We start from the raw sequence: 15,037 nt of genomic DNA, 5'->3' as shown, positions 1-15,037 counted from the left end.
GAAATTATTTCTACATGTACAAATAGCTGCGCACAACACCCTGGCTGCTTTATTAAAATTCACTGATGATGAGTTCCCGGCTAATCATAGCGCCGGCGAGGGTGCCTGCTGCTACCGATATGGAAACGCTCCTGAAAGGATTGGTGGCATCGCCGGCTGCATATACGCCGGGTACGGTGCTGGCCTGGAATTCGTTCACTACAATATGACCAGCCGGCGTGAGTTCGCAACCCAACGCTTCCGGAACGGCGCAGTGCTGCCGGAAAGCAGGCTTGTGGTATAGTGCATTCAGCGTAAAGGAACTGCCGTCTTTGAAAAGCAGTTCGCTTATTTGTCCGCCTGTATGTGTGATTTCCGCGATTTCTTTTTCGTTGACACCGATATGATGTTGCTGCAGTTTTTCGACCTGTTCCGCTGTGAGCGTGGATGGGCCGTTGGTAAATATGGTCAGCTGACTGGTCCAGTTGCGGATCATTTTAACGTATTCAAAAGCGTCATCACCGTTGGCGAGGATGCCGGTGGGTGTTTCCTTTACTTCATAGCCGTGGCAATAGGGGCAATGCAGTACAGAGATACCCCAGCAGGCTGTAAATCCTTTGATAGCAGGCATTTCGTCCTTTACGCCTGTGGCGAATAACAGTTTTTTAGCAGCAAACTGTTCGCCTGCGGCGGTGGTAATTGTAAAGCCTTCCGTGGTGGGCGTAGCGCCGGTTATTGTTCCTTCCTGGAAATGTATTCCGGGATATTGCGATACCTGGGCTTTGGCCGTAGCCGCTATGGCAGCGGGTGTAGCGCCATCCTGTGTGAGAAAGTTGTGGGAGTGTGGCGTTTGCCGGTTACAGGGTTTGCCGCTGTCTATTATGAGTACCTGTCGCCGTGCGCGGCCCAGGGCCATAGCGGCCGATAACCCCGCATAGCTTCCCCCGGCAATGATCACATCGTATGTTTGCATATGGTGGTATTTAAGCATGACGTAAGACGGCAAAAATACAGTATTGCAACATTGTTGCAAAATTAAAATGTATTACACGTTATCGCCGGCATTGGCGCGGATGGTGGAGATATGTTCTGCGATGAGGTGAAGGCGGTAGTAGTATTTTTCAAAGATATCGTCGTACATGCGGTGCCTGTTTTCCAGGAAGGCATTCAGGGCTTCGTAAATAAATTCTTCAAAAGTATGGTGTTCACTCACTTTGATCACGCATTCAAATACGGGTTCCATGCTGGTGGCAAACTTTGTTTTCACCTGGATATCGGTCATGCAGGTGATCATATCTTTATACAGGTTAGGGGCTTTGGCAAACGGAACATAATGGATAGCAGTAAACCCATCTTCATCGTACACGTATTTGTTCACTTCTTCCGATAATAAAAACTGCACTACTTCCCGGTTATTATTATGCCGGGTGGCCAGCAGCAAAGGCGTATCCATACTTGCCAGCACAAAATTGAAGTGGATGTTGTGCTCAATCAGGATCAGCAGGATATCGGTGATCGCCGCGAGCCGGTGATGTTTAAAGATATAGGCAATGGCAAAAAGGTAATCGGCGTTGCCGATATAAAGCGACGCGCCTTTTTTCAGCAGGTATTGCACTGCCTGCGGCTTATTGGCGCCTACCGCGCAGAAAATGATCGGAATAATGCCTTCCTTCTTATAACAGATATCCGCCCCGCCTTCTTCAATCAGCAGTTCCGCGGCCTCAAAAAATATTTCCTGGTATTCAAGTAAATCGCATAGTAGTTGTGACCGTTCCTCCCGCGTAAAAAACGAGAGGTTATATCCGAGCAGCGTGATAATTTCATCCGGCTCCTGACTGTTTCTTAGCTTACGTTTCAGGTCGTACAGCGAAATTTTTTGCATAGAGTTTTCATAGTGTAATATTAGCCGGTGGGAGAGAACCATTACATAGGATGAAAACGCGGCTGCAATGATAATGCAATATTATCAAAAAAAGTTATTTGTTTTCCTGGTGTTTCCAAAGTTCCTGGAAAGCGGCGCTATTCGCGCGCAGGTAATGAAAAGTACCTTCAGACACGATGCGGCCCTGATCCAGCACATATATGTAATCAAACTGCGGCAGCAGGTGCAGCCGGTGCATGGCAGAAATAATGGCTTTGTCGGAGAATGCCTGGAACATTTTTTCATAGATCATAGCCTCGGTTTTAGGATCTACGCTGCTGGTGGGTTCATCCAGCAGGATCACCTGGCTGTTGCGGGCCGCAAGGATACCGCGGGCCAGCGCCAGCCGCTGTTTTTGTCCGCCGGAGAGGTTCACGCCTTTTTCACGGATGTCGGATGCCAGTCCCTGTGGCAGCATTTCCACCACTTCCGAAAAGTGGGCGCTGCTGCATACGGCCATGATCTCATCGGGCTGAAAGGGCAGGCCAAGCGTAATATTATACTCGATGGTATTTTCAAAGATCTCCGGTTCCTGCGGGAACAGGGTAACGCTTTCATTTACGGTGGCTAACGGTAACGCCTCTCCGTTTATCTGTATCACCACACCGGGTTCCGGTTCATAGAGACCGCGTAAAATAGCCAGCAGCGTACTTTTTCCGCTGCCGCTTTCACCAATTAACGCGATCCTTTTTCCTTTTTCAATCAGGATGTGAAGGTCATGCAGTCTTTGCGGAGCGGCGTTATCCTCGTAAGTAGCCGTATGCGAAAAGCTCAGGGAGCTGATGGTGATCTGCTGCCAGTGAACCGGCAGTTCCGGCGCGGTATCTGCCCGGTGATGCTGCGTGTAGGCGTCGCTGATATTGCCGGCGGTATCTACTGCAGTATTGTATTGCACCACGTCGGTATATTGCCAGGCAACATCCTGGAACACGCTGGTGAACTGGTTTACATAACCCAGGAGGGTAACCAGCCCGGCTACATAAAACATTTCTCCCGGCACCCAATGCTGGAAAACATAGCCTATGGTAATAACGCAGTAAATAAGGGTGATCATCATTTCTGCCACAAACCATTTCCATTCGTTGATCAATGTGTTTTTCCTGAAGGGCGACAGGATGCGCTGCACCTTTGCCAGCAAACCGTTTTCCATACTCTTTTCCAGCCGCAGGGTAATAACGGTCATGATATTGGAAAGACTGTCGAACAACGTGGCGGATACCACATGTTCCCCTTCATTTATTTCATTGAGCGTTCTGATAAAGGGGCGGTCGAACCGCAGCACGAGCCATATACACAGTACACCCAGCGCGATGCCGATACCGCCGTACAGCGGTGAAAAATACAGCATAGCGATCATGGAAAACAACAGTTTGCAGATCGCATGGAGATACATAAAGCCCCTTTCGAAAAACTCTTTCAGGGCCTCATATGCTTTTCTGATCCGGTTGATCACGGAGCCACTGTGATTATCCTGGTGCCATTTTACGGGGAGATGCAGGGCCTGGTGGTAGCGTTCCTGCAGGAAGTTCCGGCTCAGGTTAAATGCCAGTTGCCGTTCCATCACGCGGGCGGGGCCATGAAAGCACCACTCCAGGAATTTAAGCCCGAAGTAGGAGGCGGCAAAGATGAGGGTATACCGGGGCAGATGGGCGCTGTCGCGCTGTATGCTTCCAATAAACCAGCCGAATAACACCGGGTTCAGGGAAAAGATCACATTGGCCATCAGGAACAGGAAGTACACCAGCAGGTATTTTTTACGTTCCTTCCGGGCATATTTCCAGGCAGTTTTCAGTAACGAGATATATGGGTTGGGCATGTTTCCGGGTTTAATCATTGGCCCTTAAAAGTAACATTTTAACAGCAAATTGTATTTCCGTGGTGGTGAACAAAACGTACCGCCGGCTGTTATGGTACGATATTAGCACTTCCCCTTATGTAAAAACTTACCATATGAAAAGGTTCTTTGTATTAAAAACAGTGGTGCTTCTCTTTATGGGAGCCCTTATTTCTACCGGTCTTTTTGCACAGGAAACAAAGGCGCAGCAAAAAGCGGATAAAGTGGCTAAGATCAAATCCCTGATAGATTCGCAGAATTATGTTTTTGTAGCGCAGAATGCCCTGCCCATGAGTGGCCGCATGCGTAATTTAACATCGGAGTACAACGTGATAGTAGGGGCGGACTCGGTGATCAGCTACCTGCCTTATTTTGGCCGGGTTTATACATCCGTGGATTATGGTGCTACGAAGTCGCCACTGGATTTTAAAACCAAATCTTTTGATTACAATGCAACGCCCGGCAAAAAGGACGGCTGGAATATTACCATTAAGCCCAAAGATCACAGATCGGTGCAATCAATGAACCTGAGCGTTTCCAGCGAAGGATATGCATCGCTCCAGGTAACCAGCAGCGACAGGTCGCCGATCAGCTTTAACGGTTATATAACAGAAAGAAAAGTTAAAAAGAAATAACGCGGATGTTGTCTTTCTTGCTGATTAGACTGATTTAGCTGATTTTGTTGATTTGATCATTTTTGATTTTAAAAGATTGGGGGAGACATAAGCGAGTATATATCCGCTTATGTCTCCCCCAATCTTTTAAAAATCTTACAAAATCCCAAAAAGTAAAATCAACAAAATCAGCTAAATCAGTCTAATCAGCAAGAAAGACAAAATCCGCCATCTTCTTCTTACATTAGTATAGCAATAAATTTTCTGCAAATGGACAACCATGTAAAGATTACGACGCTGTTCCTGGATATAGGCGGTGTGTTATTAACCAACGGATGGGACAGGGCTGCGCGTAAACTGGCGATACAAACTTTTGGGCTGGATGCGTTAGAAACGGAAGAACGGCATCACCTTACTTTTGATACTTATGAAGAAGGTAAACTTACGCTGGATGAATACCTGAGCCGCGTAGTGTTTTATGAAGAAAGATCCTTTAGCCGGCAGGATTTCCGGGAGTTTATGTTTGCCCAATCGGCGCCATACCCCGAGATGCTGGAGCTGATCCCGCAGCTGAAAGAAAAGTACAAGCTGAAAATTGCTATTGTTAATAATGAAGGAAGAGAGCTGAATGAGCATCGTATCCATCATTTTAATATCAGTCGTTTTGTTGACTTCTACATTTCCTCCTGTTTTGTACATTTCCGCAAACCCGATGCAGATATCTATAAAATAGCGCTCGATATTGCGCAGGTAAAACCTGCCGAAGTGGTATATGTGGAAGACCGCTCCATGTTCATCGATGTAGCGGCGGGTCTTGGTATCAATGGCGTTTGCCATACGGATTATGAAAGCACGCTGAAAAAACTGGCGGCTTTCGGATTAACATTATAGATTGTTGCGAATTTTGTCTTTCCCAGGATTACGCTGATTATATTGATTTTTTCTTTTTGATTTTATAGAGGATTAAGGGAGATAAGAGCGGGTATATATTCGCTCTTATCTCCCTTAATATATTACTGAATAAGAAAATCCCCAAATAAAATCAATATAATCAGCGTAATCCTGGGAAAGACAAAATCCCCTGCGATCCACTCCGCATTTTTACCGCTGGTGTAATTTTTTTTCCCTCACTAACAACTTTCTTACAATTAATTTCTATTTTGGCACCCGTGATTCAAATTTAGTCCAGTCCCACGTTTAGCGATAGTTGAGAATTTAAATTTCATTAACAATTGGGGTTGCCTATATAAAAAATAATGATGTATCAGCTGCAAGGCTAAATGCATTTAGCAATCAATGTAAACTTTTTAAAAAAAATCCAGATCTATGCTTAGATGGAACAAGTTCCGTCCAAAGTTGAAGCAGTTACGTGTGTACGACCGGAGAACTTTGGTATTGATTTTAAGTATTGGCAGTTGTCAGCAGATGATGGCACAGAACAAATTGCCGTTAACAGATTTATCTGCATTTCAGCAGCCTGCAGCCAACTGGCGTATAGCCGGCGGCGTTAAAGCAGACCTGCAACAGAACAACCTGCTGCAAACGACTGCAGGAACAGGCATCCTGGTAAACCTGCCTGAAAAGAATGCACATGGACAGGACCTTTTCAGCACCCTGCAACACGGTGACCTGGATCTCGAACTGGATTACATGATGTCTAAAGGCTCTAATTCAGGTATTTATCTACAGGGAAGGTATGAAATCCAGTTGCTCGACAGCTGGGGTACTTTAGCTCCCCGCGCTTCCGACAACGGAGGTATCTATGAACGCTGGAATGACAGCAAACCGGAAGGACAGCAGGGCTATGACGGTCATGCTCCCCGGCAGAACGTAAGCCGCGCACCCGGTTTATGGCAGCACATGAAAATTTCATTCCAGGCGCCCCGCTTTGATGCCGCCGGCAATAAAACCGCCGATGCCGTTATCCTGAAGCTGGAACTGAACGGCGTAACCATCCAGGAAAATGTAGTGCTTTCCGGACCTACCCGTGGCGCCATACAAAATAATGAAGTGGCTTCCGGGCCGCTCCGTATCCAGGGAGACCATGGTACCGTGGCTTTCAGGAACATCGTGATCCATAACTTCAGCGCCCCCAGGCCAACACTGGAAAACGTAAAATACAGCGTGTACAAAGGCGGCTTTGATAAAGAACCCGACTTTGCTACCCTGAAACCCATAACTAGCGGAACTTCTGCGCTGCTTACCTCCAACATAGCAGGTTTGCCGGACAATGAGTTCCTGGTGCGTTACACCGCTACCATCGCCATTAAAACCGCTGGTAAATACAACTTCAACCTGCATACTTCCGGTGGCGGAGGCGTATTAAAAGTGAATAACCAACCTGTTATCACACCACAGGGTTGGGATGGCCGCGGCAGCATTGAATTGCAGCCCGGCAGCTACCCGGTGGAAGTGCTGTATGTCAAAAATACCGACTGGGCAAAACCATCCATCACTTTATCGGTGAGTGAAGCCGGTATCCGCGACTTTGTGATCAGCGATACCAACGTACCCGTAGATGATCCTACCGATCCTATCCTGGTAACCGCCAACGAAAACACCGTATTGCGCAGCTTCATGGATGTACGCGGTGGCAAACGCGTGGTACACGCCGTATCTGTAGGCAGTCCCACCAAAGTGCATTACACCTACGATATGGACAACGGCTTACCCTTCCAGGTATGGCGCGGCGAATTCCTGAACACCACTCCTATGTGGCACGACCGTGGCGATGGTTCTTCCCGTCCGCTGGGGACTGTGCAGGTACTCACCAATCAGCCTGCGCTGGCCATCGGTAAACTGGCCACTAAAGAAACTGCCTGGAGCACGGATACTGCCGGTACCGGCTTCCGTCCAACCGGCTATGCACTCGATGAAAGCGGCAAGCCAACTTTCCGTTATAATATCTATGGTACTGCTGTAACAGACGATATCAGCGTGCTTCCGGAAAACCAGGGCATCCACCGTACTGTTACTGTGCAGCAACCTGCTTCCGACCTGTATCTGCGTATAGCCGTAGGGGATAGTATTGAGCAGGTGTCTCCGGGATTATATGTGATCGGCGACAAATCTTATTATGTGAAGATGGATGATGCCAAAGCGAATCCTATTATCCGCAACCAGAACGGCCGCGCGGAGCTGATAGTGCCGGTACAGGCGAAAACAGGTTATGCGGTTATCTTCTAAGCAGCAACACTAATGACTATTATGAAACTGAATTATAAAAGTATTACAGCAGGAATAGCCGCAGGTATGTTCCTGATGACAACGGCCATCACGCCTGTAAAAGCACAGGAGTCCCCGAAGGAAGAGGACTTTTTCCGCATCGCGCGTATCAGCTCACCCGAAGGTACCCTGCTGGAAGTAGGTGGTTTATGCACCCTTCCCAACGGCGACCTGGGCGTAGCCACCCGCCGCGGCGATATATTTATAGTAGAGAATCCTACCAGCAAAACACCTTACTTCAGGAAAGTGGCCTCCGGGCTGCATGAAGTACTGGGACTGGCCTACAAAAACGGTTCCCTCTACTGCGCACAACGCGGTGAACTCACCAAAATGACCGATACCAATATGGACGGTAAAATGGACCTGTTTGAAACCGTGTACTCATGGCCTTTGTCCGGTCATTATCATGAATACAGCTTTGGCCCGGTACTGGGCACAGATGGCTCTTTCTTTGTTTCCGGCAACGTGGCCTTTGGCGATGAAGAATGGTGGCGCGGTGAAAGCCGGGTACCCTGGAGAGGTTGGATGATGCACATTACAGAAGACGGTAAAATGGAACCATTTGCGACCGGTTTCCGCTCTCCGTGCGGACTTGGTACGATCGATGGAGAACTGTTCTATACAGAGAACCAGGGCGACTGGATGGGTTCCGGTGGCTTAACCCACGTGAAAAAAGGTAGCTTTGTTGGTCATCCTGCAGGTTTACGCTGGACCAACCTGCCTAATTCCCCGGTAAAACTCACCACAGAAGCGCTCTACAGCAAAGTAGATCCACGCTTCCGCAAAGATGCCAACGGCCGTGCTATCAAACCGGAAAACGTAGAGAATGAAAAGTTTGTGACGCTGTTTGATATGAAGAAATATTTCCCGGAAGTACAGCTGCCGGCAGTTTGGCTGCCACACGGTATCCTGGGTATTTCCAATGCACAGCTTACCACCATCCCCGAAGGAGCCTTTGGCCCGTTTGCCAAACAGGTGCTGATCGGCGACCAGGGACAGAGCAAAATTGTACGTGTATACCTGGAGAAAGTAAACGGCGAGTACCAGGGTGCTGCCTGGGATTTCAGAAGCGGCTTCCAGTCGGGCGTACTGCGCCTCGCCTGGGGTAAAGACGGTTCCCTCTTTGTAGGTGAAACCAACCGTGGATGGGGTTCTGCCGGTGATGCCAACCAGGGCCTGCAACGTTTGGTATGGAACAACAAAGTGCCGTTTGAAATGAGAACGGTAAGCGCCATGCCCGATGGTTTTGAAATTACCTTCACCTTACCGGTAGATAAAAAGTATGCAGAAGATATTGCTTCTTACAATGTAGAAAGCTTTATCTATAAATATCACCCGGTATATGGCAGTCCTACTGTTAACTCAGAAAAGCTGACCATCAAAGGAGTACAGGTATCTCCTGACGGTATGAAGGTGCGCCTCGTGATCGACGGGCTGCGCCAGTACTACATCCATAAGCTGTCGCTGAATGGTATCCGTACCCAGGAAAATTCCTATTCACTGGTACACCCTGATGTGTACTACACCCTGAATAATATTCCTGACGGCGCAAAGCTGGCGGTTTCCGCACTGAGCACTAAAAACTCTGCTGCCAAACCAGCTACCACTGCCACGAAAATAGCAGATGCAAAAGCCGCTTCCACAGCAGCCAAAGCAGCTCCTGCAAAGGCGCTGACTTATGAGCAGATCAAACCGTTGCTGAACAAGTATACCTGTTCTTCCTGCCACAATCCTGATAAAAAGCAGGTGGGACCCGGTTTCCGCGATGTAGCCAAAAGGAATTATTCTGTTGCCAAGATCCTGGCGCTGATTAAAAATCCGCAGGCAGAGAACTGGCCAGGCTATGCTACGCCAATGCCGCCGTTCCCACAGGTACCGCAGGCAGATGCCACGAAAATAGCTACCTGGATCAATTCGCTGAAATAAGTCAATAACGTAATAATGGGGTGCCCCGAAAGGTCTGTGCCCGCAAAAAAGAAAAACATATGGCCTGCCTCGGCGGGCCATATGTTTTTGTAGATTATTTTCACGCTCCCTCTCGTCCACGATATTCCTTTGTGATCTTACCCATACCATAACCGTTAACTTTATGATAATATTGCAAGATTATATTTGCCCTGCACAAGGACAAATCAGTACATGGCTTCAGGCATCCACGATCACGCTGCATTATGGCAACAGGTAAAACAGGGAGACCGCACCGCTTTTGACCAGGTGTATCATTTGTATGCCGCTCCTATTTTTAGTATGGTGTACAAACATATCCGTAGCCGGGCCGATGCGGGAGATATTACACAGGAAGTTTTTATGGATTTGTGGGATAAGAGAGCGGATATTATTATACAAAGTTCCCTTTTCAATTACTTATACAGCATAGCCCGTAACAGAACACTCAGATATATAAAACGTAATGCTGCCCGTCCGGAAAGCCTGGACTTGCTGCAGGAACTACTGAATGAACAAGGCATGCCACCGGTTTTCCAGGAGGCTTATTCTGCATCTGTCATCCGCACGATGGAATCCTCTGTAGCCAATGAAATTGCCGGGTTGCCTGCACAAATGAAAAAGGTGTACCACTTGAATCAGGAAGCTGGTATGAGCGTACCTGAAATAGCTGAATTGCTGCTGATTTCTCCCAACACGGTTAAAAACCATCTTTCCAAAGTGCGCAAGCGCCTCCGCCAGGCTGTATCCCGGTTAACTTTCCTGTTCTTTATGTTTTTTATTGTTTTGCTCATCGCAGCAAGGTGACTGTGATTTAATCCCCCCTCGCAATATTACCAAATTATTAACTCCATTTTCCGGAGTAGTCTGCTTTTCGTTTTTAGGCTCTATCCTGTAAGGGGGTACTATAAATAGTATTTACGGCCCTCCCTTCTTAAATAAAAAGCTATGCAAACAGAACAACGTTTCAGGGAACTTTTAGACCGGTATATAGCTGGTACCTGCACTTCTCAGGAAAAAGCCATTATGGAAGAATGGTTTGAAAAAGGGGGGGATATGAAGAAAGCAGACCTTCAGTTAAGTGCGGAAGATGAAGCGCGGTTACTAAATAATATTCACCGCTTGCAGGATAAAACGACCGTTCCTGACAGCCTCCCGGTGCACAGGAGTAAGCTGCTGAGGCCATTATCCAGCTGGCGTGCCGCAGCTGTGTGGATGGGGGTGCTGATTACCGCAGGCGCCGGTATATGGAAGGCAGGAACAATCCAATACGCAGCTACTCCTGCACAAACTGCCGTGGTGTTCAAAGAAATAGCAACTGGTAAAGGGGAAATAAAGCAGGTGGTATTGCCCGATAGTTCAGTAGTGCTGCTTAATGCCGGTTCCACATTGCATTATCACGCCGACTTTGCCCGTCACCGCCAGGTGCAGCTTTCGGGTGAAGCGTTGTTTACCGTAACCCATGACGACAAACATCCTTTTACCGTGCAAACTGCCGACAGCCTGGCCACTTTGGTACTGGGCACACAGTTCAATATCAGCAGCTACGCCCAGGGAGAAGATATACAGATCACCGTTGTATCCGGTAAGGTGCAGGTCAGTAAGCCGGGCAGCGCACCGGATATCCTTACCCGGGCACAGGCCATCCATTACAATAAGGCCAGCCGGGATTATACCATCCAACGTGCTGTATCTGTGGAAAGCCTGACCAGCTGGGCAAAAGGCGAATGGGATTATGAAAATGTCCGGTTCAATGATCTGGTGGTGCTACTGCAAAATCAATATGGTGTTACCCTCCATACGCGGCGGAATCCGCATCAACTGCAAACCAATGTCAATGTCAATTTTAATAAGGAGCAATCGGCCAGTGAAATCGTGGAAGTGTTTTGCAGTTTAACCGGATGCCGGTTCCGGATCATCACCCCTGCTGAAATAGAGATCTATTAACCGCTATAAAAGCAAAAGCCCTGCTGTGAACAGGGCCAATGCCATTTTTTCATTCGTTAAAATAAAAAAAGTAAAAAACAAAGTTATGCTACTAACATGGTTGAAGCAACCTGGAGGGAAATTATTTATCCTGCCCGCCCTGATCCTATTATTGTTACTGTCACCTATGGTAATGCTGGCGCAGGAAACGAGGTATTCGGTAAAATTTCAACAAGGCAGTTTAGAACAGGCGCTGGGTGTACTCCGTAAAACAACGGGTATGAGTATTGCCTTTAGTAAAGAAGAAGTAAATGGAGTTGCGATAAAACCAGCGGAATACAACAACAAAACGGTGGAGCAGATTTTAAGCGGGCTGGTCACCAACATTCCGTTTACTATAGAAAGAAGAGGCACTGCCTGGCTGGTTAAAAAATCCGCGGATAAACAAACGCCATCTGCCACTCCTCAAAAAGCTCCCGGAAAAATCAGCGGGAAAATCATTGATGAAGAAAACGGTGATCCTATACCAGGTGTCAGTATCCGCATTGGCAATAATGGAACAACCACCAGCACAGATGGTTCTTTTAGTATTGCACTGCCAAAGGGGGCCTATCAGGCAGAAATCTCGTCCTTAGGTTATGGTACCAAACAGGTCACCGATATCGAAGTAAAGGACAATCAGATTTTTGCATTAAACGTAACGCTTAAAAGAACGAAGCATACACTGAGTGGCGTAGTGATTACCTCTTCTGCAAAAAAAGAAAGCATCAAAGCGCTCTATGCCCGCCAAAAGAACGAAGCAGGTATCTCCAACGGTATAAGCAGGGAACAGATTGCAGCGTTGCCCGACAAAAACATAGGGGAAACATTAAAGCGGATTTCGGGAGTGAGCACTAATGACAACCGGCGTGTGGTGATACGAGGTATTGCGGAGCGCTACAACCTTGCTATGATGGACGGCGCCACATTACCCAGTACGGATGTACAGGTGCGCGACTTTGAGTTCGATATTGTTCCCAGTAACCTGATCGACAATGTAATCGTATCTAAAACGGCAACGCCTGATATGAGCTTTGGCTTTGGCGGCGGGTTGGTACAGATCAACACGTTTGCGATTCCTGATCAAAACTTTACAACAATAGGTATTGGCGGAAAATATACAAGCGGAAGCACAGGAAAAGACTTCCTGGGTTATGGCCGTGGAAAAAATGACTACCTCGGCTTTGATGACGGCAGCAGGGAGCATTTCCCCAAAGACCTGCTGATCTTTACCAATCAAAACTATAATCCTATCAAGCCGTATGATCTTCCTCCCAAAGATATTCCGGCAATAACACCTGAAATGATTGCAGCGCAGAACAAAAGAATAGGTGGTTTGGAACGGATAGGCACCAGGACCTACAAGGCATTACCGGGACAAAACTACCAGTTCAGCCTGGGACGTAGCTACAATATTAGAAATAGCCGTTTCGGTTTTGTGGCTTCACTCAGCTACCGCAATGAGCAATCTATTGATGATATTTCCCATTTTGAACGGGGCGACTGGGAGAAGATCGGCAATCGCGTTTACAACGTAGCCACCGGGGAAGAAATCGACCCTACTTTTTCCAACCAGTATAATTTCAATACCACCTGGGGCGCCCTGGTCAACCTGGGGTGGCAATCAAAGCATCACAAAATCACTTTCCGCAATTTCTATTCACGGGTATTTAACAACCAGTTTTCCCGTATCGTGGGATATGGTAATGACATTGGTTATGGCGAACATCCTGCCATCCGGGAATACGACCGTCCAAAGTTTATTGACCTTTTGCAAAACCGTATCAATGGTGAACACACCTTTGGTGCTTTCCGTTTTGATTGGAATGTGGCCCGGAACAAACTCACCAACCTCGAAAAAGATGCCGTGGAAGCCTGGCTGATGCCTGCAAGTACGCTTAATGGAAGCAGTTACAATATAACACCCAGTGGCGTTACCAATCCAGGTGGCGGAACATTTAACAGGGCGCAATACCGGTACGAGGAAACCAATAAAATAGCGGAAGGATCCCTGAGCTATCATTTCAACGTACTTGGAAAAAAGCAGATAGTAAAGTCCGGCTATCAGTATATGGAGCGCCACGGTCTTTACGACTGGACCCTATTGCCGATCAGTACCGTACGAACAATAGGTAGCATATATGCGCATGTTCCTGTACAGGAATGGGGACAATTCCTGGAATTCAAAGATCCCATGAAAGACTTGTTATATTATCCTGCCAGTTTTTCCCGGAACGGATATGAAGGAAAGAATACCAATCAGGCAGTTTATGGTATGATGGATAACCGTTTTACCAACTGGCTGCGTTTGGTATGGGGTATTCGGGCTGAATACTACGATTACGAAAGGATCAGGAGCGGTGCCAATGACCTATCTATCAGTACACTCATAGAACGGGGCGAAAAATACAGGTTCGTGGACCCTGAAACCGGAAAAATCGTAACACCTACAGCTGATCCGGAAACTGAAGAAAAAAAATGGCGTTACCTGCCTTCAGCAAGCCTTACTGCCACACCATTGAAGGATTTTAATATACGGGCTGCTTATTCACAATCGGTGGTAAGACCCGCACTGATCGAAAACTCCCGGATGATCCGCTATGATCCGGCCATAGGTGCTTTTCGCCGGAATGAAGGTGTGCTTTCTACCTTGATTGACCACTATGACTTACGACTGGAATGGTATCCCAAACCTGGTGAGGTGATTTCTGTTGGTTATTTCTATAAGTATTTTGACAAGCCGGTAGAGCTGTACCGTATACAACCGGATGCCACTATGCGCGTATATGTATCTACCCAAAATTCAGATTGGGCAAAGGTGAACGGGTGGGAATTTGACCTGCGTAAAAGCCTGGGTTTTATCTATCCGCAGTGGAAATTGCTTGATAATATTTACCTGAGTGGTAACCTTACCTTACAGCGTTCCGAAGTACAGGCTGCTATGTTTGTAGGAAAGAGTATGATTGAAGACAAATACGGCAGAAGCTATGAATACCGCAGCAAAGTATTCCAGAGAGAAAAAAGACCATTATATGGACAGGTGCCTGTGCTGTACAATATAGGATTGCAATATGATGGCAACCGTTTAGGGGTCAATATGGCCTTTAATCACATGGGCTACAAAACCTTCTCCACAGGCATTACGCCGAATATTGTAGAGTATGAACGTCCACGCGATCAGCTGGATGCCCAATTAAGCTATAGTTTTCTGAAAAACAAAAAGCTGAAAGCAAAGCTGAACATCAGCAACCTGCTAAATACTCCTTACCGCTTTTATATTAACAGTACTGACACGTATAAGCTGCTTGATAAATGGAAAGGTCTCCCTATGTCAGAAATTTCTTCTACCGGAGCCACAGAATGGAGTGATATCTACGAATGGAAATATGGCTTCTCCCAGAAATATGAAGAAGGTTATTATGAAACATCAGCAGACGGGAAAACTAAAACCCGGATTGGCGACAAGGATACCTTCATTCGTAAGATTGGCACCTCTTTCAGTTTATCCGTTTCTTATTCCCTTTAGATTTCATCTGATTATAATAAAACCGTAGC

Annotated in this window: 10 protein-coding genes; 7 read left to right on the top strand and 3 right to left on the bottom strand. The window is 47.1% G+C overall.

The features are described 5' to 3' along the window. Nucleotides 1–52: 52 nt before the first annotated feature. From PV783_RS21580 to PV783_RS21570, 3 genes are all read right to left on the bottom strand, one after another. A complete protein-coding gene (locus PV783_RS21580; RefSeq protein WP_420989523.1) occupies nt 53–952 on the bottom strand; it encodes an NAD(P)/FAD-dependent oxidoreductase in 900 nt (299 codons plus the stop codon). 72 nt (nt 953–1,024) lie between these two features. After that, the gene (locus PV783_RS21575) at nt 1,025–1,861 is read right to left on the bottom strand and encodes an ankyrin repeat domain-containing protein (protein ID WP_420989522.1); all 837 of its coding nucleotides are present in this window, start codon (nt 1,859–1,861) and stop codon (nt 1,025–1,027) included. A gap of 94 nt (nt 1,862–1,955) precedes the next feature. Next, nucleotides 1,956–3,716, bottom strand: a complete 1,761-nt coding sequence (locus PV783_RS21570) for an ABC transporter ATP-binding protein (protein ID WP_420989521.1) — start codon at nt 3,714–3,716, stop codon at nt 1,956–1,958. A gap of 134 nt (nt 3,717–3,850) precedes the next feature. On the opposite strand from PV783_RS21570, the gene PV783_RS21565 reads away from it, so the two are divergent. The 7 genes from PV783_RS21565 to PV783_RS21535 all read left to right on the top strand — a co-directional run bounded on the left by PV783_RS21565 (nt 3,851) and on the right by PV783_RS21535 (nt 15,008). Further along, a complete protein-coding gene (locus tag PV783_RS21565) occupies nt 3,851–4,369 on the top strand; it encodes a DUF4251 domain-containing protein (protein WP_420989520.1) in 519 nt (172 codons plus the stop codon). A gap of 249 nt (nt 4,370–4,618) precedes the next feature. Further along, nucleotides 4,619–5,239, top strand: coding sequence for an HAD family hydrolase (locus PV783_RS21560; RefSeq protein ID WP_420989519.1), 621 nt, complete (start codon nt 4,619–4,621; stop codon nt 5,237–5,239). Between the two features lie 435 nt (nt 5,240–5,674). After that, nucleotides 5,675–7,534 (top strand): family 16 glycoside hydrolase, encoded by a 1,860-nt coding sequence (locus tag PV783_RS21555; protein ID WP_420989518.1) that lies wholly within the window; start codon nt 5,675–5,677, stop codon nt 7,532–7,534. A gap of 21 nt (nt 7,535–7,555) precedes the next feature. After that, nucleotides 7,556–9,499, top strand: coding sequence for a hypothetical protein (locus PV783_RS21550; protein ID WP_420989517.1), 1,944 nt, complete (start codon nt 7,556–7,558; stop codon nt 9,497–9,499). Between the two features lie 213 nt (nt 9,500–9,712). Further along, on the top strand, nt 9,713–10,324 hold the full coding sequence (locus tag PV783_RS21545) for an RNA polymerase sigma factor (RefSeq protein ID WP_420989516.1): 612 nt from the start codon (nt 9,713–9,715) through the stop codon (nt 10,322–10,324). 141 nt (nt 10,325–10,465) lie between these two features. After that, entirely contained in the window at nt 10,466–11,464 is a 999-nt protein-coding gene (locus PV783_RS21540; RefSeq protein ID WP_420989515.1) for a FecR family protein, read from the top strand. 85 nt (nt 11,465–11,549) lie between these two features. Continuing rightward, entirely contained in the window at nt 11,550–15,008 is a 3,459-nt protein-coding gene (locus tag PV783_RS21535) for a TonB-dependent receptor domain-containing protein (RefSeq protein WP_420989514.1), read from the top strand. Nucleotides 15,009–15,037: the final 29 nt, after the last annotated feature.

Origin of the sequence: Chitinophaga sp. CC14 (assembly GCF_048957795.1) — a bacterium.
In the GTDB taxonomy this organism is placed as follows: Bacteria; Bacteroidota; Bacteroidia; order Chitinophagales; family Chitinophagaceae; genus Chitinophaga; species Chitinophaga ginsengisegetis.
This window is presented reverse-complemented; position numbering and strand designations above follow the sequence as displayed.